Genomic DNA, 22,378 nt, shown 5'->3' with positions numbered 1-22,378 from the left:
ACATGGTCACGACTACAAAATGGCTCACTTTGACCCCTCAGGGGCTTTATTGCATCCCTGGTCAATTTTATATTGATCCTACTTCATTAGTCTCCTCAGCCATTATTACTCATGGGCATAGCGATCATGCCCTGGCTGGTCATCATAAAATTTTAGCTACCCCTGAAACGGTGGCAATTATGCAATTACGCTATGGGATAGACTCTACAACACACTGGCAAAGCTTAAGCTATTTTCAATCTTTGCTTATTAATCAAGTGAAGGTATTATTTTTACCAGCGGGTCATGTATTAGGGAGTGCGCAAATTGTCTTGGAGTATGACCATAACCGTGTGATCATTTCGGGTGATTATAAGCGCCGTTTCGATCCGACCTGTATGCCGTTTGAAGCACTTAACTGCGATACTTTTATCACTGAAGCAACATTTGGCTTACCTGTTTTTAAACACCCCCCTATTGAACATGAGCTTAACAAGTTACTGCACTCATTAGAGACTTTTTCAACATGCCATTTAGTGGGGGTTTATCCTCTTGGTAAATGCCAGCGATTAATTAAGTCCTTACGAATAATAAATTATCAGGAACCTATCTATTTGCACGGCGCTTTAATCAAATTATGCCAACTCTATGAGACATTTGGAGTGAAACTTGGGGAATTGAGACTAGCGAATACCCTGGATACGAAAAGTGCTGCTGGTAAAATTGTATTATGTCCTCCGAGTTCTCTAAATGATAGATGGACAAGACGTTTTGGCGAAAGCATTAAAGCTCAAGCCTCAGGGTGGATGCAAATTCGTGCACGCGCCAAACAAAAAGCAATCGATCTACCTCTAATTATTTCTGATCATGCTGATTGGCCTGAATTAGTCCAGACGATGACTGAGGTGAACCCTTATGAAATTTGGGTCACTCATGGTCAAGAAGAGGCCTTAGTTTATTATGCAACAAAAAATGGATACCAGGCACAAGCACTCCATTTGATGGGCTATGAAGAGGATGGGAATTGAGATGAAAACATTCTCTCAATTATTAAATAACCTTTATTTTTCATATAGCCATCATGCCAAATTACGCCTACTTCAGGATTTTTTTGCAACCACCCAGGATCCAGAGCGCGGATATGCTATTGCTATTCTTGCTGATACCTTGGAATTTCCCACATTCAAACGTGCATTGATAAGAGGATTAATTGAGAAACGGATCGATCCCTACTTATTCGCCTTATCCAATGATTACGTCGGTGATGTTTCAGAAACTTTGGCTCTAGCATGGCCAAGTTCTACAACGATGCAATCCAGCTTACCAAGTCTTACGAAAGTTATTCATCAGTTAAAGAAAACCCCTCCCAACCAAATGGCAGCTAGTTTAGCTGAGCTGTTAGATAATTCCAATGCCATTGAACGCTGGGCATTACTAAAACTCGGTACTGGAAGTTTAAGAGTTGGGGTTTCAGCACGTTTTGTTAAACATGCATTAGCGAAGTATGGAAATGTTGATATTAAAGATATTGAACATGTTTGGCATGCTTTGGAGCCACCTTATGTGGAATTATTTGCCTGGCTTGAGGGGAAACAAGCGGCACCAGAGATTTCTAATGCTGTTTTTTTTCATCCAGTAATGCTATCTCATCCATTAAAAGAGAAAGATTTACCGCTCATTACAGAGGACACTTTTTTTGCTGAACATAAATACGATGGCATCCGCGTACAATTTGTAAGTAGTACCCAAGAGAAGGCCCTTTATTCACGTACCGGTGATAATATAAGTGTTTCTTTCCCGGATGTAGTAAGTGAAATAAATACTCCTGTAGTACTGGATGGCGAGTTAGTCGTCCTGAATCAAACAAACATTGGAAGTTTTAACGACTTACAACAGCGATTAAATCGTAAAAAACTCAGTGATAAAATTTTAAAAGAACAACCTGCAGCTATTATCTTATACGATATTCTGAAGATGGAAACGGATGATTTGCGCACTCTACCTTTATACGAGAGGCGTCAGTTACTTGAAGCATGGTATGCACGTCATCGTCCTAAAAATATGTGGTTGTCTGAATTATTATCCTTTTCTAACTTAAACGGTCTTTTAGAACTTAAGGAAACCGTTCTTGCCAAGCAACATGTCGCGGTAGAAGGATTAATGCTTAAACGAAAAGATAGTCCTTATATCGCAGGCAGACCTGTTGGTCATTGGTACAAATGGAAACGCGACCCTCACTTAATCGATGCAGTTTTAATGTATGCACAAAGAGGACATGGAAAACGTTCTTCCTTCTATTCAGATTATACCTTTGGTCTATGGCAAAATGATAAATTACTACCAGTTGGCAAAGCCTACTTTGGATTTACCGATGAAGAGTTGTACCAGTTAGATAAATGGATTCGCTATCATACGCAACATCGCTTTGGACCTGTTCGAGAAGTTGAAAAAACGTTAGTTTTTGAGGTTGCGTTTGATGCTGTAAATTTTTCTTCCCGTCATAAATCAGGTGTGGCACTACGCTTCCCACGAATTCACCGTATTCGCTGGGACAAACCTGCCAACGAAGCAGATAGCCTGGATACCCTAGTAGCACTCATTAAATAATCTATTCTGTGACTTTTAAAAATCAATACGACCTATTATAGTGGATTAGCATAATCATACAGGGATAGAGATGTTCAAAGAGATAACTGGATTATTTAAACAGACTATTGCCGGTTGGAGTGAGGACAAAATCTCTACTTTAGCAGCAGCGCTAGCTTATTATACAATTTTTTCAATGGGTCCTGTACTTATTATTTCTATAGCCATCGCAGGAATGATTTTTGGTAAAGAAGCAGTACAAACCCAAATTTTGCAGCAGATTAGTGAAATGTTTGGCAGTGGTAGCGCCGAACAGATTAAAACTATGCTTCTTAGCGCCTCTCACCCTGCCACTAGTCTATTTGCACAAATAGTAGGTATAGTCCTCTTACTATTTGGGGCAATAGCAGTTTTTAGTGAATTACAAGCCGGTTTAAACAAGATTTGGAATGTTGAAGCTCAAGCTACTGAAGGCTGGATTGGAATGATAAAAAATAGATTTTGGTCATTCACAATGGTACTTGTAATTGGTTTTTTGTTATTAGTTTCCCTCACGTTAACCGTATTATTAACAACGATAAGTAATTTTTTGAGCCAACTATTGCCTGGTGGTTCAGTAATAGGACTAATTCTAAACTTTGTTATTTCTCTTGGAGGAATCACTCTTCTTTTTGCGATGATTTTTAAAATTTTGCCTAATATTGTTTTGCGCTGGCGCGATGTTTGGTTAGGCGCATTTATTACTACGTTGTTATTTACTATTGGCAAATTTTTGCTAGGCTTTTATCTTGGTAGTATTGATGTTGAGAACGGATTTGGTGCCTCTGCTTCATTAATTATCATACTTATTTGGGTATATTATTCGGCTCAAATACTATTTTTAGGTGCAGAATTCACTAAAGCTTATGTTAATAGAACAACCTCCAAGTCGCATAAACGGAGTTAATGACTGCCACTCAATAATTGACTAGTTTTTTTTCATCCATATGATAAAGTTTCATGCTGAAATTAAGATTATTTGTTTAATCTATTAGAATCCTAAAGAGAGGGTCTCGTGAACTTCGAGTCAATTTTTCGTGTGATTGTACGAAAATCTGTGTTTATTAAACTATTTATATTCATTTTTGCATGTACTCTTCTTCTTTTTGCTTACAAATTTTTTTGGGGTTCCAAGAGTCAAATCAATAATGAACCGCCCAAAATTGTCGAAGTAGAAGAAATAGCCCTCAAAAATATTCAACAAACTACAGAATTAATAGGAACTATACATCCCAAACACGCGACAGTTTTGATTGCCAAAGCCAATGGTATGCTCGATTCATTAGTGGCCACCGGCCAGCCCGTTAAAAAAGGAATGTTAATTGCCAAAATTGACAATCCCGACCTTGAAAAAAATCATCAACTTTCTGAAACAGCCGAGAATATCGCTAAAACACAGTATGAACGCCTATCGACACTGCTTAAAACAGGTTACGTGAGTACAAAAGAAGTCGAAGAGAAAAAACAAGCCTGGATTGAAGCATCAAAAAATCTTTCCAATACCAAAATTGAGCTTGATACTATGCGTTTTTATGCACCTTTTGATGGCATTATAGGCGCTTATAAAAAGCGAGAAGGTACACAGGTGAACGCAGGCGATCCCATTGTAACCCTGTATGATCCCTCTACTTTAGCCGTGGATTTCGATATTCCTTGTACAAATATAAAAGCAATCCAGGAAGGCCAGGAAGTGCGGGTTTTTCACAAACAATACAAACTAACCCATATCCAGAAAATGATTGATGAAGATAGCCATATGTGCCCTGCCGATGTGGACATTAGCTGCAAAGATTGTGTCATCGGTGCAAGTGTGAATATCGAACTGGTTATGCATGAAAAGAAGAATGTGATGGTTATTCCCTATCAAGCTATTTTCCTTAAAAATGGCAAACGTTTCGTATACATTGTTAAGGATCATAAAATCGAATTACTCCCTATACATACAGGGCTTCAGGATAAATCGAATATTGAAGTCACTTCGGGTTTAAAACCGGGACAAATGCTCGTCATCAAAGGACAAGATCGTTTATACCCTGGAATGACTGTTGGTATTTATAAACCAACCCCCGTCGCTACAAGTTAATTATGAAATTGCCTAATTATTTTATTAAACATCCTGTTATAGCAATTGTACTTAATGCACTGCTTATTTTGGTAGGCTTGATGTGTCTCTATTCCCTGCCTATTCGTGAGTATCCAAATATTAGTTTTCCCACAATTACAGTTTCAACCTCTTATCCAAATGCAAGCTCAGAGCTTGTGGAATCGGACGTCACAACTATTTTAGAAGAGCGATTAGCAGGTGTTGAAGGGCTTGAGACTATTACCTCTCAATCCAGCTCAGGCTCATCCTATATCACTTTATCCTTTCGCTCAGGAACGTCGATGGACAGAGCACTAAGTGCCACTCAAGATGCAGTCGCTTTAGCAAAACCCTTACTACCCTTGGAGGTTAAAACCCCTGCAATTGAGCGGCAAAAAAAATCGAGTGGTTTACCTTTCATTGGACTTTCTCTTGAATCCTCCTCTCTGGATTTCGGCGAGTTAACACATTTTGCCAATCTCAATTTAAAAAACACGTTTCGTAGTTTAAATGGGGTATCCTCTGTCGACGTGTGGGGACAACCCTATACTTATGCCATTAATCTTGATCCCAAAAAACTATTTTCATTTGGTATTAATGTGGATGATGTATTTGATGCAATTGCCAGAAGTCGTGTTTCACTGCCTGCAGGCAATTTTCAAAATAAAATTCCGAGTACTTTAAATTTTGAATTAAAAACGGTTAAAGACTATGAGAATTTACTCATAAAAGCCAATAATCATCATCCCATTTTTCTTAAATCAATTGCTGATATAAAACTATCAACAGACAAAGATCGCATGCGAGTCAGAGTAAATGGGCATAGCGGACTTGCATTGGCAATTAATCGAGCAGATGATGCAAACCCACTTGAGGTATCTAAATTAGTTCGCCAAGAACTTAATTCATTAAAACAGAATTTACCTGATGATATAAAAATAAATATTATTATTGATCAATCCGACTTCATTAATGCTTCATTGAAGAATATTCAATCATCAATCATTGAAGCAATCCTTTTGGTACTTATTATTGTTTTTATTTTTTTAAGGAACGCACGAGCAACATTTATCCCTCTTATTACTATCCCTATTTCTCTGTTAGGTTCATTAATTTTTCTAAAATTATTCGGTTTTTCAATCAACCTTATGACACTTTTGGCAATGGTTCTTGCGGTCGGTTTGGTTGTTGATGATGCGATTATTGTTTTAGAAAACATTTGGCGCCATATTGAAAATGGCTTATCCCCTTTTGATGCTGCAATGAAAGGCTCAAGAGAGATAGGTTTTGCTATCGTCGCCATGACATTAACTCTGGCAAGTGTCTATGCGCCTGTTGCCTTTATTCCAGGCATGCTTGGACAACTATTTATTGAATTTGCAGTAGCATTAGCCGGCAGTGTTGTTATTTCCGGAATTGTTTCTTTAACACTCTCCCCCTTAATGTGTGCCCAATTTTTAAATAGAAATAATAAGCAATTGTGGCCCGCATTCGATCGTTTTTTGCATACAATAGAACACAAATATGCACAAATCCTAAACCGAAGTATCAATCGAAAGAAACTGATTTTTGTTGCTGTCCTTAGCTTTCTTGGTTGTAGTCTCATCTTTTACAGTTTGTTACCCAGAGAAACAGCTCCCAAGGAGGATAGAGGTTTAATTGGTGTATACACGCCTTTATTAGCAGGCGAAAATGTTCAAATGATGGACAAAAAGATTTCACCCATTGAAAATACAGTAAAAACTATTTCAGAAATTAGTAATCAACTCACATTCATTGGTGACTGGGGGGCTAGCGTCGTGTTACCCTTAAAACCTCATACCCAAAGAAAACACTCTGCAACAGAATTAGTCAACAATTTACAGCCTCAGTTGAATAATTTTCCCTCCATGGATGCTTATGCGTGGAGTTGGGATACTGCTTTACCTGGAATTGATGATGCAGGAAGTGGTTCAGAGTTAACTCTTGTAATTTCAACAGCTGATAATTTTCGTCAGCTACTCAATGAGGTTGAACAATTCAAAGCAGCCATTGATCAAAGCAAAAATTTTGGGCCTGCCCGATATGATTTACGGCTAGATTCAATGGGCTATAGCATTAAGATTGATAATAATGCGCTTTCTCAACTGGGTCTTTCCGCCAAACAGGTTGCCAAAACAGTAGAAGTCTTTTTTAGCGGTGATAAATCACTTACTTTTCAAAAAGACGGTGTGAGTTACAATTTAACCATTAAAGGTAATAACTCCCCATGGACTTTAAATGAGTTGTATCTGACAACTCCATCAGGACAACACGTTTCCTTGGGTGCTTTAACAACGATGAAGCCCAAAGCGCAGCCCCCTACACTTGATCATCACAATCAAATGCGATCAACCACATTGCATGTTAATTTGTTGCCCAATGATTCTATTAAAAAAGGTATGGAAAAACTGATTGCGCTTGCAAAAAGCGAACTTCCAAAACATTATAAGACAACTTGGGAAGGCTCTGCTAAAGCCTATTCTCAATCCTCAAATACAATGCTAATTTTGTTTGTTTTGTCACTACTTTTTATTTTTGCTATTTTATCCATTCAATTTGAGAATTTTATTGACCCTCTAATTATTATGTTTACGGTACCTCTGGCCAGTTGCGGCGCGTTATTGTTTACCTATCTATTTAAACAATCATTTAATATCTACACTCAGGTAGGATTAATCACTTTGATAGGTTTAATCAGTAAACATGGAATTTTGATTGTTGAATTTGCTAACCAGTTATGCAAAAAGGGATTCCCTTTATTAGAGGCTATTCAAAAAGCAGCCGTTTTACGTCTTCGCCCTATCTTAATGACCACTGGAGCCATGCTTTTTGGTGTTTTTCCATTAATTTTAACTAATGCAGCTGGCGCTGAGTCTCGTCATGCGATTGGATTTGTTCTTCTAGGCGGTTTAAGTTTAGGTACGTTATTGACTCTTTTTATTCTGCCAACAATTTATTATATTGTTAAATCAATTAAAGCAAATTTGACCTCATCTTGAGCTATATTTTAAACGAGGTCTCCTAAGGTTAAGAAGGATTATGATGAATGAATTGGATATTCTGATGCTCTTTTACAATGCAATGAGAAATCAGGGGAAAAGCCGCGACCAACTATTCTTAAGTATGGATAATTCGGCAGTTGCCATTCTTGCAGAAAAATATGGCAGCAACGTTACCATGGAAGACGTTCATCGCCTGACTGATATCTGCATCGCTAATGAATGGCTGGAACGGACAACGGCTGATCCAGGTTATAATTTTTTATCTCTTACAGCCGCTGGATTACAGATTGCATTAGCGCATGAATATAGCTAATAGAATTATCCAATCTAAATAAAGCCATTACAGACTGGCGAACGGGCCGGAAGATTTTTCTTCATACTTTTCAATTTTCTCGCGAAGTGCAGCTCGGTCATTTTTATCACCAAGATTAAAGTTCTCTGTTATGTTCAAAACATGCTTATGCTTCTGGATAGCTTCCAATAAATAGGTATCCAGTGAATGGTTATTCAGGCGTGAATTTTCCTCGAAGTGTTCTTTGAGTATTCCTATTACCTGCTCAGATGAAGCGCCCTGAAGTCTCATTTTGAGAGATTCTGCACGTTTCTTACCAAAGTTACTCAAATGACGCAGTCTGGTGAAAAGACCTAGAGTATATCCTCGATCTTCAGGTGTATCTTTATTTTCTCGCCACTTTAGATAATCATCAATTTTAGAGATTAATGCATCTTTCAGGACGTCGTTAGAATCTTTAGTATTCTTGTGATAATAATTGGTGATTGATGTTAGCCAGTTTTCATTAGTTTTAACTGGCATTGGAGTTACAGCAGAGGTATCTACATCTACTGCATAAAGATTTCCTTGTTTATCAATAGCATGTCTTGCACTACCCACTTCTCCATCTGTTCCACGATAGGTCACACAGAAAACAAAATAACCTTCTTTTGAAACAGAACTGAAACGAAAAAGAAAACGTCCACCCCGCATTTCAAGATATTCCTCAGGCGATAAACCGTTGAATTCATCTCTAAACAGTGAAGATTTACGAAATTGTTGTATTGCATTGCTTATAAATTTGTCGGAGCTGTTCTTATTTTTGCCATTTACTTCTTTAGACTCTGAGGTTGTCTCGGTATTTCCTTGCTATGAGTTATATTCTGATAATATTTTGTTATTGACGATAACCAATTTTCACCTTGTTCAATTGACTTAGGTATTAACTCTAGTGTCTTCGCATCCACCCCAAAAACATTTCCCTTCCCGTCAATGACATACCTGGTATTATAATATTTATTATCACTACCCTTGTAGGTAACTGAAAAAGTAAAATAACCAGGATAGGGTGTGTTACTTTTTCGCAAAAGAAACGTTTCTCCATGCTCTCTTAAATAATCTTCAGGAGTTTTATCCCTACCAAAACTATCTCTGTAGTAAGGAGAGTTCTTAAGCGCTCTGTCGACGTCATGCAATAGATCGCGCGATGTTTGCGCTTCTTTGACCGCGTCTTCTTTTGTCAGAAGAGAAAGTGTACATCCTTTTTCGTCAAAATAAATATCTTGGTTGGTATGCCATTCTTCAAAACCTGGTTTCTCTGAAAATTTAAAAACCCGTATTGCTCTTGTAGGTGTTCTAAACTTTAAACAATCACCTTCCTTTTCCACTCGCGAGTATTTCCCATCAAAACGTTCAAGAGGAGCTGTTGAACTAATAATTGTTGAGTTAATATTTCTTGCTTTCAAGTGTCTACCCAGTTGAGCAGCAGTACTTTCTTCCGAACCAGCCCCACCAAAACATGCCCAGAGAACGATAGTTATGTGATCCCCTTCTTTTAAGTTGGCATTGGAGCAAATTAAGTCTGCATAACTCTCAATTTTCCAGTTTATATGTTGAGCACGAATACTATTGGCCGCTAAATATTGTCCTCCAAGACTATCAGCTGTTTCATCACCATGTCCTGTAATATAAATTATAGAATTATTGGCAATTGCCCCAAATTGCGCCCGCTCTATTTCATTATGTACCTGAGCATTTCGGTGCATTTTAAAGATTGGTAGATTGGTAGCTTTATTTAAAGCGTACGCTGTACCTCCAGTACATGGAAAACTTTGGGGATTTGGTAGAGGACTTTGGGTACTGATAATGATTCCCGAGGACATGATAATATTTACCAAACATAGTGACACAATGTTCTTAAATAGTACTATTTCGCTCGCCTTCATGTCAATATTTTGTACAGAATACCTTTTTTTATTTTGCCCCTTACCATTAAAAAATTATTAATTTTCTAGCAAATTAGACTTTTAGAAAAGGTCAGAGCGAGCCTAATGCGTCTTTCGGTGGGTTTGCATTGAAGTCCTTTTCGTGTAAAATTTGCCCAATGAAAAGAAAATTACCTTATTTAATATTCGCGCTCTTTGTCCTTGCAACCAGTTTCATTGTGTGGCGATTTTGGCCTCAGCCCAAGCCATTACCTTTAGCATTACGACAAGGATCTTTTGAACAACTTCCAGGTTGGCACAAGGCTGATTTGAAGAAATCATTGCAGACATTTCAGGCTTCTTGTAAAGCATTTTTAAAGCAAGATCCTGAAAAATCTGTTGGCAGCCATCATCTAGACCTTAAGGCAAAAGATTGGCAACCGGCTTGTCGAGCAGCCCTTTCAATTACACCAATTACTAATCAAAGCGCTAAAGAGTTCTTTCAACGTTGGTTTAGTCCTGTTGAATTTTATAACAATCAATCTGTCCAAGGGTTGTTCACAGGGTATTATATGCCCTCGTTGCATGGTAGCAAAACTAAAACCAAAAAATACAATATACCCATTTATGGTGTCCCTTCTGATTTAGTCACAATCGATCTTAGCCAATTCGATCCAATGCTTAAGCATCGAAAATTGGTTGGACGTGTTGCAGGACATAAAATTGTACCCTATTACACACGTGCCGAGATTAATAAAGGCCTTATTAAGAAAAAAGCAAAAGTATTAGTTTGGATTGATAATCCAATTGATCGTGTCTTCTTAGAGATTCAGGGCTCGGGGACTGTGGAACTTCCCGATGGGGAGCAGATATATCTTGGTTATGCAGCCCAAAATGGCGCACCTTACACCGCCATTGCCAAGATATTGATCGATAAAGGAGTAATGACCAAGCATAATGCGTCAATGCAAGCTATTAAACGCTATTTAATGGCCCATCCCAAAGAAATGAACAAAGTTCTCAATCAAAATAAATCCTTTGTATTTTTTGAGCCTCTTTCACGAAATGCAGCCTATGGCACCCAAGGTGTCGCGTTAACACCAGGCTATTCTTTAGCAATTGATCTAAAGTGGATTCCAATGGGAACACCATTGTGGTTAACCACGACAAGACCTGATAAACACAGTGACGATCAAAAGCCCTTCCAGCGGCTAATGATTGCTCAAGATACGGGTGGTGCCATTCGTGGCTTAGTGCGTGGTGATGTATTTTGGGGAGCTGGCAAAAGAGCAACCTATATTGCAGGTCATATGAAAAATGGCGGTCATTATTGGCTTTTATTGCCTCAAAATGCAGTTGAACGGTTAAAGCAAGAATTTGCTACTCTAAATCTGACTGACAGCACAACTAAAAAGTCCTAACGAGTAACAATCTCTGTAGTCCGTATTCTTCGCATCTATACGGACTACACACCCCTTAGCTTTTTTGATTAAAGAGAGATCTAAGGACGCTATCACTAAAAATCATTTCATAACGCTCTTGTTCCCCGGCAGGAATAGTAATAGAGCCAGCAGGAGAAGCTAAAGCTTCCTCCAGACTAATAATTTTATAACCATTTTGTCTGTAGAGATCGATAATATCCCCTAAAAAATGGCTATTAATCAAATTAGCGTGAATTAGCAATATTTGTTTTACAGGTTTACCGGGATAGAGCTTGGCTGCTTTATTTTCTGCTTTTAATGTTTGATTCCAAATAAACGCTAGATATCTCTTTTTAAGCTGAGGCAAATTCTTTTCTCGTGCACGATAAGCGATAGCAAAAAGTTGTTGATTAAATACGAAGTCCTTACTATCTACAGTAACGGGAGCAATGATGTAATTATGCGCAGCCAAATAATCATACACCGCTTGTTTTTTCTCACCAGAGCTTTCCGCTAAATAGGGATACCGAAAATATTTATGATCAGGAAATAGGGGCGTCAAAACTTTATCCGCCCTATCAACATCATCAATATACTTTTCAGCAGTGACACTGTTTAAACTCTTGTGTGAATAAGTATGGTTTCCTAAAATAAAACCAGCTTGACGAAATTGTTCTAAAAGCTCCCATTGCCCTTTTTCAATTGAACCAGCAATAACAAAGCCTGTTGCAGGGACATTTTTATCAATTAATGTTTGTAATATCTTTAAAAAGCGATCCTTTTCCCGCTGTAATTTAGCGGGGTTATTGTTACTGGATCCTACAAAGGGTAAGTCATCAATAGTAATGGCAATTTCACGCTCCTGGGAAAATGCCAAGTTCGCGATTAAACATCCTAATGCTAAATACAGCATAGGTTTTTTAAACATTTGACAGTCCCTCATCAGATAATTTTAGTAATTTTATCTGCAAACTTTATACCAAAGTTATTAAAATTAAGGACCTATCATCTCGAGCCATTGCAACTTCCATAATTCAAACAGAAAATAGTTATCATTCTTGTTACGTAAAAATGACTGTAGTTCTTCCGTAGATAAAGTACGTGAATTTGCTATGAGTTTAATTAGAGTGTTTGAAATACCCTCTACATTCCACTTATGCCCATTAATAAATAAGTGCAGTATGCCTGGCTCTTCGTCTTGGTAGGCAAATCTGCATAAGGGATTTCGCATTATCCCCTGAGCCTCATTAAGTTCATTCATGAAATCGTCGAGACTTACCTCCTCTGAGAGAGGTTCTGGCATTAACTCTTCGGCATGCTGATCCAACTGAGTAGCAAAACATCCAAACCATGATTTCAGTTGAGATTCATCCTTCAATAGTTGTTCCATCAATTCTTTAGCATTTTTCCATGCCCTCGGTGGTAATTCAGAGGTAGCATCAATCGTGGTCCAATCAGGGTCTTTATACAAAGAATCCGCCTGTTTGTGTTCCGCAAGATGTTCACCAAAGCTATCCCACATTTCTTGCGCCTGGTAACTCCGATAACCAAATGAGTAGGTCATACACTCCTTTGATACAGCTATTCCGTAATGCCCTACATGGGAAGGCAGGTACAGCATATCGCCTTCTTCCAGGATATACTCTTCTTCCGTCTGGAAATCATTCATGATTCGTAACTCAATTCCATGCAAGCGGTTTTCTTTATGGCAATTTTTTGTGGTTAATGACCACTTTCGACTTCCGATTGCCTGGTATAAAAAGACATCATAATTGTCATAATGAGGCCCAACACTACCTTGCTCAACCGCATAACTTATCATGATGTCATCTACACGCCACTGAGGTATAAAATCAAAGTAATTCAGCATTAAAGCGACTTCAGGGACAAAACGATCGACAGCTTGGACAAGTAGAGTCCAATGCGTTTCAGGTAATTTTTTAAAATCTTTTGCAGAAAAGGGACCGCGCTTTAGATGCCAACAAGGCGCTTTTCCCGGGGTCTCAAACACAATGCGGCTTTCAACCTCTTCTTCCAAAGCTAAACCCGCTAACTCGTCCGGACTTAATGGATTTACTAAGGTAGGTAATGCTTTACGAATTACCAGGGGTTTTTTCTGCCAATAGTCCTGGAGAAAAGTGTTAACGCTTAAGTTATTGAAATTAAACATAGTATTACTCTTTTATCAGCACTGTACTTTATTCTTGTTACTCGTCAATCTGGGCTTATCTTAACAAGTGATACGACGAAGGAATGACAATATATCTCGGAAAGGACAGAATTAACAAACTTAACGCTAGATTGCATCATTTTTAATCTATACCTATATTGAAAATAAAGATCTTAAAGGAATAAGTACTATGAATAAAAAAATAGGATTTTTTTCAATGCTTGTTTTTATACTTTCGACCCCTGTTTTTGCGGAAACCGCCTCTTTGTGTCAAAGTAATGAACAAGTCGTGTTTAGTTGCCCAACAAAAAACAGCAAAACTATTTCTCTTTGTGCCTCTGAAGATTTATCAGCAGCGACTGGAACTATTCAGTATCGATTTGGGAAAAAAAATAATATCGAATTATTTTACCCCAGTAAAAAAATTCCACCCAGCGAAGCATTTATGGGACGTTCGCAGATGTTTAGTGGTGGTGGCGGTATCTATTTACGTTTCGGTAAAAATAACTTCGATTACATTATCTACAGTGGGATTGGTAAAGGATGGGACGTTAATGGCCTTATATTACTAAAAAATTCAAAATTTCTTTCTTATTTCCCCTGTATTGAGAAGCCCGTTATTCAGATTACTCCTGAACAATTAACTTCTTTAAATATTCCACTCGATCCAGACAATAAAGAATTTTTCCCGGGTGACATTCCTCAAAATAAAACAGAAACATCAGCGCGTCTAGACACCTCTTCCGATGAGTTAAAAAAAATTCAAACTTGTTATGACAATGCTGTAACAACAATTGCGATGAAAGCTTGTGCCAATGATGAGTATACCCTTTATGATAATTTGCTGAATAAACGCTACAACGTACTGCTCAACCTGTTGCCACAAGCTAACCAAGGCCTCTTGATTGATACACAGAAAGCCTGGCTAAATTACCGGAAAAAAGAATGTGATTTTGAAGGACTGCAAAATGAGGGGGGAACACTTCAATCGCTGTCTGTTATTGAGTGCTACACCAAACACAATAAGGAAAGAATAGGAGAGCTTAATGATTTTATTAAAATTTATCAAAATTGAACCACTAAACTATTATTAAATAAAAATAGTAAGAATATAGCTCATGAATGACCAAACTATATGGATTTTAGGAAGTCCTAGGGAGCTGCATCTACCTTAACCGGTTAAGTGGGTTTCCTCTGAAACGGAGTTTCCGGAGACAGGCTGCTTTGCGCTTGCATTTGTATTAAGCGATTGGCAAAAATGCTTAGACATTTTAACAGAATTAAGACAACTTCAAGTCTATCGTCTTACCCCTATCTTTTATCTTGGCAAACTGGAAGATATAAATGCTGACATTTTTGATGGTCCATTAGACAAAAACTCTTTAAACGTTGCGATAGATATTCATGAGCGTATACAACTAATACCAGGTATAACCTCATTGGAAGACAATGAATTATTTTTATTAAGTTACTTATTTACACACTCTACTATTTTGATTCATGGCTTTTTAACGCCTTACTCAGCTAAAGGCCTTAGTTTTCCTTTACTCAAAGTACTGTTTGGCCAGGATAGTAATTTTGATGAATGGAATTTTCTACAAAATTTAGTATCCCGAGACTTGCTCTTACAGGAAAAATTGATAGATGAAATTCAGACCTGCCCCTCTTGCACCTCAGGCTTATTAAATTATAAAAATTCCTATCCGAATTGCCACAGTATTGATATTAAAACTCAGCAATTTATTCATTGCTTCACCTGCGGAAATATAGCTCCTACCAAGGAATTTCTAAGGCAAGAACGCTTAATTTGCCCAAGTTGTAATGCAAAATTAAGACATATAGGTATGGATTATGATAAACCATTAGAGGACAAACTCTGTTATCAGTGTGGTTTTTATTTTCTTGATGCAGAAATTATTATAACTTGCATGAACTGCTCAAAAACGACCAATCCTGAGAATCTGATCACTCGCCGTCTCTACAACTACAAATTAACCAAACACGGTGAATTGTTAGCTCGCGGTATAGAGAAAAAACTACAGACACGCTTTAGTAATTTTTTCGAATTTATCGAGTTCGAAGTTTTTTTTGCCATCATAAAATGGCAAGTAAAACTTTCAACCCGCTACAAAGAACTTCATTTCAGTGTACTTGCCTTAAAAATTATCAACGAAGATGAAATACTTAATGAATTTGGCATTTTTCACACCGAAAAACTACTCACTGAATTTTATGAACGGTAGCAGCGGTACCCCTGGTGGGTGATTAGGAAGAGTAAATAATGGCCATTAAATTTAAAAAAATTACTGGTGAACATTTAGCAACAAATTATGGCAGTGGAAGACTTACTCCGCCTAAACTCCGATGGTTTTTATTGGTTCTTTTAATTAGTTTACCGCTGCTATTTTTAATAGGAAAGCTCATTAAAGAGTATGTTTTTGTTAGCTTTTCAGGATTAGTTGTTTTTGACACATTTACTATCCGTGCTCCTGACGCAGGTTATATTGAATCACTGACAGTAAGAACAGGCCAGCAAATCAATTCTGGGGCGCCTTTGCTCCACTTTAAGTCACCGACACTGGAGTTAAAATTACAATACTTACAAAAAGAAAGACTTCTTTTGAAATCATTAATTCAGCAGTTCAGTCTTGAAAACTACAAGCCTTTTGACACGATGCTTACTATTGCTTCGCAAGATATACAAACAAGCCGAGAAGTCTATGAGCGCTTCAAAAATTACATGAAAAATGGCGATATGTCAGAACTACAACTTGAAGAAGCAAGAAAAAATTTCGTAAGTGCCCAACGGGTTTTCTCAAACTTACAGAAAGAAATTATTGACATAAAACTTCGCAACAAAACTACCCTGGAGGTGAGTTATCAACGAAAATTGCGGGAAATAGATAGTAAAATCAAACAATTAGAGGAAAAACAAAAATATTTTATGATTCGCGCCAATAAGGCCGGAACCATCATGCAAATTAATACCTACAATAATGAATTCGTGGCTAGCGGGCAACGTCTATTGTCCATAGTTACGAAAGAAAATCTGAGAATTATGGCTTTTATTGAGCCTCAGTATTTGGATAAAATTTATTTGGGCAAGAAGGTATCTATTACTTTTCCTGATGGCGAATCGGTCCCCGGAAAAATAGTCAATACACCCCGTTATGCTGAGATGCTTCCCTTATCTGAAATCAACCCTATGGCAACACGTCAAAATAAACTTATTGCTATTATTGAGCCACTTACAGCCATTCCAAAAGAATATCAGGTATTTGGTATACCGGTTAAAGTGAGACTCAAATAAGTTTTTCCTTGTTGTGCGCCCCCCTCTAAGTGCTTCTGCTTGCCTGAGCAATTAATCAACAGAGCTAATACTACATTAAGTTTTTTTGGCTATATTTAAATCAAAGAATCCAGGACAAGACGATATGCCCAAAAAAGCTTATACCGGTGCTGTAAAACTCTTAAGAAATATTACAGAGCTAAGTTTCTTTGGGTGGGTTGATGATGATTATCATGTTGATGCGATTGCCTATCTTCCCCATTCAGAACTCCCTAAGCTTGCTTCGTTGCTAGCACTCCCTGAAAAAGTTCGCAAACTAATGAGTATGGAAATTACACCACAATACATTAGGCTTGTTGTTCCTAAAATCAATTCAGAACCAATGATTAACTATTTGTCAGAGGTTCTCAGCACAGTAGGGTCGATAAAGGAAAGCAGACACTTAAATGAACAACGCATTTTGCGGGTTGCTACAGTATCTATGCCGACAGGCTCGTTTGCGAAGAGTGGTCCGCGAACTATAAAAGAACAAGTCGACTTATTCCATTCACATGTTCATTCATCTTATAACCTTATGAATAAACAAGCTAAACTTTTTTCCGATGAACTTGCCATTTGCGTAATGCCTGAATTTTACAGTCATTGTAGCGTTGGAGGACAGAGTACATTGTTTATGCCCCACGATACTCAGAAAGAGCTGTTAGCGGGGTATTGTAACGTCAGTAAACACTATCCTTCATTGTTAATTATGGTTAATCTCACCGCGACGACACCTACTGAAGTGACTGATGCAGAGGGATTAAGTATTGGCCATAAGCCTAAAACTCAAAAAACTAATATGCTTTTAGGCATAAAAGATGGTGTCGTTGTTTATGCGAGTTATAAGCTTAATAAAGGGCCGGCAGATATTCCTGAAGCAGAATTAACGTCTATGGAAGCAGAAAGAAATACATACTGGCAGGGTCAGATAGAAAGGGAACTTATGCCTCTGGCTTATTTCAAGCAGTATAAAGGTATAACAATCGCAGGCAGTATATGCGTGGATGCTGCAGAAGGCGTGTTAGGTAAATATCTACGCAAACAATTTGCCGACTTTAATACTGATGAATTTGGTCCTGCTATTCAAATTATCTCTTCAAGCTCTATGGCTTTGCCAATATTTAAAAAACGTCAGGAAATGGATCCCAATCAAGTCGTGACTCCTCAGATAAGCCAAGGCTTAATTATTCAGGCTGATGGTCACGATAAGTTAAAACGTTCAGGCGTTTGGCTAGTTGAAGGTGAAAATTTCATACGTCAGAAAGCAGCATCAACAACCGTTTTAGACGATGGAGTTTGCATAGAAAGTTACTCTATAAGCGTGAATTTATTGCATAACAAATTACATGATTATGTAGGTGATGATATTGATGACAGGCCTAAAGCCTCAAAATGAAATATTTTTTCACATTGACTATATTATGTACTATTATGTGCGCTTTTATCGATAATTAGTTTTAAATGATCCATTTTCTAAAAAAATCAATTTTTTTATTCTTGGGCATGTTTCTTCTAACACTGCTTTTTATTGTATCTGATGGTCTAAGCGATAAAATTCACAACAGTGATGTAGCCATTATTTTAGGATCTAAAGTGAATCCGGACGGTACCCCTTCTCAACGGTTAGCCGCACGCCTTGATAAAGGCATTAAGCTCTATCAGCAAGGTGTTGTCTCTTATATTATTGTTAGCGGTGGTACCGGAAAAGAAGGGATTAATGAGGCAATCGCCATGAAGGATTATTTGGTTAATCACGACATTCCAGCGGCTCATATCCTTATGGATAAAAATGGTGATAATACAAGAGCTACTGCTTATAATTGCACGCAACTGATGCGTCAATATCACTTTAAAAGCGCGTTAATTATTTCACAATATTTTCATATCACACGCACACGTTTGGCATTACAGCAATGTAACATTTCCCCTATTTATAACGCACATGCTAACTATCTTGAATGGCGGGATGGTTATTCAATTGTCCGCGAAGTAGCAGGGTTTTATTACTACTTATTGAGATATCATAGTTGCTAAATGGCGATAAACATCTAGTTAATAACATGGCTTCCGAGCATTTTTCTTAATAAATTCTATACTTTAGTAAAACGTGTTTAACTCCTTTTGCTGGAAAATTACGGAGAGACCAGTATGAAGATTTCACGTAATACGCTCAACAAAGCGGTGGGAGCCAAGATTATCAATGCGAAACAAGCAGAAGATTTAGTTGAATTCATCAAAAAACAGCCCGAAGAAACACCTAATTTTAATTTTACCAATGTGCTCTATTATTTTGGTGGTTTCATTGCAATTGGCGCCATGACCCTTTTTATGAATTTAGGATGGGAAAAATTTGGGGGCTGGGGAATATTTTATCTCTCTCTTGCTTATGCTTGTGTTGGACTCTGGCTCACTCATCAATTTGACAAAAATAACTACTTTATTCCTGCCGGGATATGCGCAACGTTTGTGATTGCATTGACCCCGCTCGCCATTTACGGTTTTCAAGTGGCCATGGGCTGGTGGCCTGATAATACAACCTACCAGCAATTCCATTCTTACTCAAGATGGTGTTGGATTTTTATGGAATTAGGAACACTTATCGTTGGCGTTATTCTTGCGTGGATTTATCGCTACCCTTTTATGACAATGCCAATTGCAATAACCTTGTGGTACATGTCCATGGATATTACGGATATGCTGGCAGGTCAGTATGCAACCTTTCAACTAAGTGCGATGATTTCTATGTATTTTGGCCTGGTAATGATCCTATTAGCCTTTTGGGTTGACCTTCGCTCAAGAAACACTTTGGATTACGCGTTTTGGCTATACTTGTTTGGTGTCCTTGCCTTTTGGGGAGGATTAACCTGTCAACATTCCGACAGTGAACTATCAAAATTCTTCTACATGTGCATTAATCTTGTAATGATAAGTATAGGTGTTATCTTAATGAGGAAAGTATTTGTTATTTTCGGTGCAATTGGTTGTGCTTTTTATCTAGGCTATCTAGCGTCACAAGTTTTCAAAAACAGCTTATTATTCCCAGTCGCTTTAGCAGCTATAGGTTTCTTAATCATTTACTTAGGAACCCTATGGCAAAAGCATGAAGACTCATTAACCCAAAAAGCACAATCCATACTGCCAGCACAGCTTCGCGAATTACTACAAGCGCGCAGTAATGAATCCTAGCATGATGCATCACTATCTTGGTGCATCATATCTCATCTTGAGTCCCTTTGAGAAAACGATTTGCCATAATTGAAGCATTCGGGTGTTAAAACCTCCGGCACAGCTGAGTAGATAATAGTTCCACATCCTGAAGAATTTTTCATCATAATTTGTTTGAAGATAATTCCAGGCAGTATTAAAATTTTGGTGCCACGCCATAAGAGTTTGGTAATAATCCATACCAAAATTTTGCCAATCCTCCATAACAAATAATTTCTCAGACGCTTTTCCTATCTGGGCAATAGATGGAATCATGCCATTCGGGAAAATGTACTTGGAAATCCAGGGCATGGCTTGCGTTGTACTCTCATTTCCACCAATCGTGTGTAATAAAAATAGACCATCATCCGCTAAACAGCGATGAGCAACCTGCATATATTTGCGATAATTTAAATAACCCACATGTTCGAACATGCCTAAAGAAACAATGCGATCAAATTTTTCATTGACCTCACGATAATCTTGCACTCGAATCTCCACAGGCAAATCTTTGCAGCGTTCTTTAGCCAATTCATATTGTTGTTTGGAGATAGTAATCCCAACCACCTCCACACCATAATTTTCTGCCGCATACTTGGCTAAAGCGCCCCAGCCACATCCAATATCTAACATACGCATACCGGGTTCTAATTGCAATTTCCTGCAGCTTAAGTCCAATTTTGCAAGTTGAGCCTCTTCTAATGTAGTCGCCTCTTTCCAGTAACCACAAGTATAATTCATGTGTCGGTCTAACATTGCCTCAAAGAGATCATTCCCTAAATCATAATGATGTCTTCCTACTTGAAAGGCCCGTCGTCTGGACTGGAAATTAAAGATCTTGGACATGATTAAGCGTAGAGCAAGCTTAGGACTGATTTTTACCTTGTCCTCGATATTGGCATTAACGATGTGTTCAATTAGCATATCGATGCGCTGGCAATCCCACCATCCATCCATATAGGATTCACCAAGCCCTAAATCAGCGTCGCGCAAGACACGTGAATAGAATTGATCATTATGGATTTGAACATCCCAAAGTGCACTTCCATTTACAGTGATTCCCGCTAAATCCAAAAGTTTGGTAACAAGCGATCTAGCATTTGTATTTTTTTGCATGTCTCACTACCTAACGTTAAAATCCATTTAACCTTAGCTCCATACATTAACCGATTTATTAAATCCTCCGCAATTTAAATTTTGTCTTATAAGTTAAGTTTAGAATATAAGTGAGCTTGCAATGAATTAACTTGCAAATAAATTTAAACCAGCCAGCGAACTGGCCGGTTTGACGGCAACTACACTATTTTTATTGCTGCTGTTGTGTAGTTGAACTACCTGAGTTTGTGGTAGTCGTTGTACTTGCTCCCGAATTATCAGGAGTAGTAGTTGTATTCGACGTACCTGTTTCTGCTGGTGTTGTAGTTTCCGTATTCGTTGTATTGCTTGTATTAGTGGTATTTGTTGTGCCCGTTCCTGAGTTATCCGGAGGTGTAACTATAGTAGTGCTTGGTGCACTTGGCTTTGTTGCCGGCGTTTCTACATTTACGTTTGTAGGTGCCGGAGCCGTGGTCGTTCGCGGCGCGCCAAAGAAATACCATAATGCAATACCCGCTAAAATAATAATTACAATAATAGCTACGATACCAACCCCATTATCATTGTTATCAGCCATGACTTTCTCCTTCTTTTCCCTGTCATCCTTTATAATTATAGACTTTTAATTAATTAATCTAATTTTTTCTTTTCATAACATATTGTTGCGTTTTCGCTCTAATTGGTATTTAATAACCCAATGCCACTAGAATGGAGTCTATGTAATGCCTATTAGTCAAGGAGTAGATCAATTATTTAAACAACTCATTAAATCTTATAAAAACTCAAACGACGAAAATTACTCAGAGATTTACCCTAAGTTGCTAGCGATTCATAAAGAAATTACCCAAGCCCCTGAAAGCTATTCGGATGAACAACTTATCATTCGATTAACAAGCTCTGCTTTAATATCACCAAAGAATGAGCAATTCTCACAATGTTTAAGAAATTTTTTGATGCTTTATGAGAAAAAAATAGCCTCACTTGATCTTCTTGTTAGCTATGAAAATGACAATTCGGTAGAATTTGTTGCACCATTAGCAGAAATACCTCAGCCCGAACCCTCTATAACATCAAGTCGATTTTTTAAAGAACTAGAAGAAGCAATTAGACAGCGACGCCTGAGAATGGACAAACAGGAGCGTGAAAAAACCATCATTTATCCGTTCACTTAAAAGAGCCGTAATAAGAGCTACCAATTTCATCGCTTAACATGTAATAATTTAAAAATATAGCTCGAAAAACCACATAGCGACT

20 protein-coding genes are annotated in these 22,378 nt (G+C 37.8%); 14 read left to right on the top strand and 6 right to left on the bottom strand.

Annotation, left to right across the window (positions count from 1 at the left end):
- Positions 1-2: 2 nt before the first annotated feature.
- The 6 genes from LHA_RS06925 to LHA_RS06900 all read left to right on the top strand — a co-directional run bounded on the left by LHA_RS06925 (position 3) and on the right by LHA_RS06900 (position 8,023).
- Positions 3-1,007, top strand: a complete 1,005-nt coding sequence (locus tag LHA_RS06925) for a ligase-associated DNA damage response exonuclease (protein ID WP_045105892.1) — start codon at positions 3-5, stop codon at positions 1,005-1,007.
- Between the two features lies 1 nt (position 1,008).
- On the top strand, positions 1,009-2,586 hold the full coding sequence (locus LHA_RS06920; protein ID WP_045105891.1) for a cisplatin damage response ATP-dependent DNA ligase: 1,578 nt from the start codon (positions 1,009-1,011) through the stop codon (positions 2,584-2,586).
- Between the two features lie 70 nt (positions 2,587-2,656).
- Positions 2,657-3,511: a YihY/virulence factor BrkB family protein gene (locus LHA_RS06915; RefSeq protein WP_045105890.1), complete on the top strand. Its 855-nt coding sequence runs from the start codon at positions 2,657-2,659 to the stop codon at positions 3,509-3,511.
- A 108-nt stretch (positions 3,512-3,619) separates the two neighbouring features.
- Entirely contained in the window at positions 3,620-4,687 is a 1,068-nt protein-coding gene (locus tag LHA_RS06910; RefSeq protein ID WP_052673629.1) for an efflux RND transporter periplasmic adaptor subunit, read from the top strand.
- A 2-nt stretch (positions 4,688-4,689) separates the two neighbouring features.
- Positions 4,690-7,707 (top strand): efflux RND transporter permease subunit, encoded by a 3,018-nt coding sequence (locus LHA_RS06905; protein ID WP_045105889.1) that lies wholly within the window; start codon positions 4,690-4,692, stop codon positions 7,705-7,707.
- Positions 7,708-7,750: 43 nt separating this feature from the next.
- Entirely contained in the window at positions 7,751-8,023 is a 273-nt protein-coding gene (locus LHA_RS06900) for a hypothetical protein (RefSeq protein WP_045105888.1), read from the top strand.
- Between the two features lie 27 nt (positions 8,024-8,050).
- On the opposite strand, the gene LHA_RS06895 is transcribed toward LHA_RS06900, so the two are convergent.
- Positions 8,051-8,695, bottom strand: a complete 645-nt coding sequence (locus tag LHA_RS06895) for a hypothetical protein (protein ID WP_045105887.1) — start codon at positions 8,693-8,695, stop codon at positions 8,051-8,053.
- A gap of 116 nt (positions 8,696-8,811) precedes the next feature.
- Complete coding sequence (locus tag LHA_RS16020; RefSeq protein WP_231861991.1) at positions 8,812-9,747, bottom strand: hypothetical protein; 936 nt, start codon at positions 9,745-9,747, stop codon at positions 8,812-8,814.
- Positions 9,748-10,085: 338 nt separating this feature from the next.
- Between LHA_RS16020 and mltA the strand changes: the two genes are divergently transcribed.
- On the top strand, positions 10,086-11,327 hold the full coding sequence (gene mltA / locus LHA_RS06885) for a murein transglycosylase A (protein WP_045105886.1): 1,242 nt from the start codon (positions 10,086-10,088) through the stop codon (positions 11,325-11,327).
- Positions 11,328-11,382: 55 nt separating this feature from the next.
- On the opposite strand, the gene LHA_RS06880 is transcribed toward mltA, so the two are convergent.
- Entirely contained in the window at positions 11,383-12,255 is an 873-nt protein-coding gene (locus tag LHA_RS06880) for a polysaccharide deacetylase family protein (RefSeq protein WP_045105885.1), read from the bottom strand.
- A 66-nt stretch (positions 12,256-12,321) separates the two neighbouring features.
- Positions 12,322-13,497 (bottom strand): JmjC domain-containing protein, encoded by a 1,176-nt coding sequence (locus LHA_RS06875; protein ID WP_045105884.1) that lies wholly within the window; start codon positions 13,495-13,497, stop codon positions 12,322-12,324.
- A 190-nt stretch (positions 13,498-13,687) separates the two neighbouring features.
- On the opposite strand from LHA_RS06875, the gene LHA_RS16015 reads away from it, so the two are divergent.
- The 6 genes from LHA_RS16015 (at position 13,688) to LHA_RS06845 (ending at position 20,011) form a co-directional block, all read left to right on the top strand.
- Positions 13,688-14,572 carry a lysozyme inhibitor LprI family protein gene (locus tag LHA_RS16015; RefSeq protein WP_052673627.1) on the top strand — a complete coding sequence of 295 codons (885 nt, stop codon included), beginning with the start codon at positions 13,688-13,690 and terminating at the stop codon, positions 14,570-14,572.
- Between the two features lie 364 nt (positions 14,573-14,936).
- The gene (locus tag LHA_RS06865) at positions 14,937-15,740 is read left to right on the top strand and encodes a TackOD1 domain-containing metal-binding protein (protein ID WP_045105883.1); all 804 of its coding nucleotides are present in this window, start codon (positions 14,937-14,939) and stop codon (positions 15,738-15,740) included.
- Positions 15,741-15,778: 38 nt separating this feature from the next.
- The gene (locus LHA_RS06860; protein WP_045105882.1) at positions 15,779-16,807 is read left to right on the top strand and encodes an HlyD family secretion protein; all 1,029 of its coding nucleotides are present in this window, start codon (positions 15,779-15,781) and stop codon (positions 16,805-16,807) included.
- Between the two features lie 124 nt (positions 16,808-16,931).
- Positions 16,932-18,221, top strand: a complete 1,290-nt coding sequence (locus tag LHA_RS06855; protein ID WP_045105881.1) for a hypothetical protein — start codon at positions 16,932-16,934, stop codon at positions 18,219-18,221.
- 107 nt (positions 18,222-18,328) lie between these two features.
- Complete coding sequence (locus LHA_RS06850; RefSeq protein ID WP_045107447.1) at positions 18,329-18,859, top strand: YdcF family protein; 531 nt, start codon at positions 18,329-18,331, stop codon at positions 18,857-18,859.
- 114 nt (positions 18,860-18,973) lie between these two features.
- Positions 18,974-20,011 (top strand): hypothetical protein, encoded by a 1,038-nt coding sequence (locus LHA_RS06845; RefSeq protein ID WP_045105880.1) that lies wholly within the window; start codon positions 18,974-18,976, stop codon positions 20,009-20,011.
- A gap of 12 nt (positions 20,012-20,023) precedes the next feature.
- Here the strand turns inward: LHA_RS06845 and cfa are convergent, their stop codons facing one another.
- Together cfa and LHA_RS17110 are read right to left on the bottom strand one after the other, a co-directional pair.
- Positions 20,024-21,145: a cyclopropane fatty acyl phospholipid synthase gene (gene cfa / locus LHA_RS06840; RefSeq protein ID WP_045105879.1), complete on the bottom strand. Its 1,122-nt coding sequence runs from the start codon at positions 21,143-21,145 to the stop codon at positions 20,024-20,026.
- Positions 21,146-21,335: 190 nt separating this feature from the next.
- Complete coding sequence (locus LHA_RS17110) at positions 21,336-21,701, bottom strand: hypothetical protein (protein WP_052673626.1); 366 nt, start codon at positions 21,699-21,701, stop codon at positions 21,336-21,338.
- Positions 21,702-21,846: 145 nt separating this feature from the next.
- Here LHA_RS17110 and LHA_RS06830 point away from each other — a divergent pair, with 145 nt between their 5' ends.
- A complete protein-coding gene (locus tag LHA_RS06830; RefSeq protein ID WP_045105878.1) occupies positions 21,847-22,296 on the top strand; it encodes a hypothetical protein in 450 nt (149 codons plus the stop codon).
- Positions 22,297-22,378 lie beyond the last annotated feature (82 nt).

The sequence above is a fragment of the Legionella hackeliae genome, assembly GCF_000953655.1.
Classification (GTDB): domain Bacteria; phylum Pseudomonadota; class Gammaproteobacteria; order Legionellales; family Legionellaceae; genus Tatlockia; species Tatlockia hackeliae.
The sequence above is the reverse complement of the archived record's forward strand: the minus strand, read 5'-3'. Positions and strand labels throughout refer to the sequence as shown.

What these genes read in the sequence shown, in the direction of transcription:
- LHA_RS06925 (WP_045105892.1), top strand. Translation starts at nt 3, where the DNA reads ATGGTCACGACTACAAAATGGCTCACTTTGACCCCTCAGGGGCTTTAT.
- LHA_RS06920 (WP_045105891.1), top strand. Translation starts at nt 1,009, where the DNA reads ATGAAAACATTCTCTCAATTATTAAATAACCTTTATTTTTCATATAGC.
- LHA_RS06915 (WP_045105890.1), top strand. Translation starts at nt 2,657, where the DNA reads ATGTTCAAAGAGATAACTGGATTATTTAAACAGACTATTGCCGGTTGG.
- LHA_RS06905 (WP_045105889.1), top strand. Translation starts at nt 4,690, where the DNA reads ATGAAATTGCCTAATTATTTTATTAAACATCCTGTTATAGCAATTGTA.
- LHA_RS06900 (WP_045105888.1), top strand. Translation starts at nt 7,751, where the DNA reads ATGAATGAATTGGATATTCTGATGCTCTTTTACAATGCAATGAGAAAT.
- LHA_RS06895 (WP_045105887.1), bottom strand. Translation starts at nt 8,695, where the DNA reads ATGCGGGGTGGACGTTTTCTTTTTCGTTTCAGTTCTGTTTCAAAAGAA.
- LHA_RS16020 (WP_231861991.1), bottom strand. Translation starts at nt 9,747, where the DNA reads ATGCACCGAAATGCTCAGGTACATAATGAAATAGAGCGGGCGCAATTT.
- mltA (WP_045105886.1), top strand. Translation starts at nt 10,086, where the DNA reads ATGAAAAGAAAATTACCTTATTTAATATTCGCGCTCTTTGTCCTTGCA.
- LHA_RS06880 (WP_045105885.1), bottom strand. Translation starts at nt 12,255, where the DNA reads ATGTTTAAAAAACCTATGCTGTATTTAGCATTAGGATGTTTAATCGCG.
- LHA_RS06875 (WP_045105884.1), bottom strand. Translation starts at nt 13,497, where the DNA reads ATGTTTAATTTCAATAACTTAAGCGTTAACACTTTTCTCCAGGACTAT.
- LHA_RS16015 (WP_052673627.1), top strand. Translation starts at nt 13,688, where the DNA reads ATGAATAAAAAAATAGGATTTTTTTCAATGCTTGTTTTTATACTTTCG.
- LHA_RS06860 (WP_045105882.1), top strand. Translation starts at nt 15,779, where the DNA reads ATGGCCATTAAATTTAAAAAAATTACTGGTGAACATTTAGCAACAAAT.
- LHA_RS06855 (WP_045105881.1), top strand. Translation starts at nt 16,932, where the DNA reads ATGCCCAAAAAAGCTTATACCGGTGCTGTAAAACTCTTAAGAAATATT.
- LHA_RS06850 (WP_045107447.1), top strand. Translation starts at nt 18,329, where the DNA reads ATGTTTCTTCTAACACTGCTTTTTATTGTATCTGATGGTCTAAGCGAT.
- LHA_RS06845 (WP_045105880.1), top strand. Translation starts at nt 18,974, where the DNA reads ATGAAGATTTCACGTAATACGCTCAACAAAGCGGTGGGAGCCAAGATT.
- cfa (WP_045105879.1), bottom strand. Translation starts at nt 21,145, where the DNA reads ATGCAAAAAAATACAAATGCTAGATCGCTTGTTACCAAACTTTTGGAT.
- LHA_RS17110 (WP_052673626.1), bottom strand. Translation starts at nt 21,701, where the DNA reads ATGGCTGATAACAATGATAATGGGGTTGGTATCGTAGCTATTATTGTA.
- LHA_RS06830 (WP_045105878.1), top strand. Translation starts at nt 21,847, where the DNA reads ATGCCTATTAGTCAAGGAGTAGATCAATTATTTAAACAACTCATTAAA.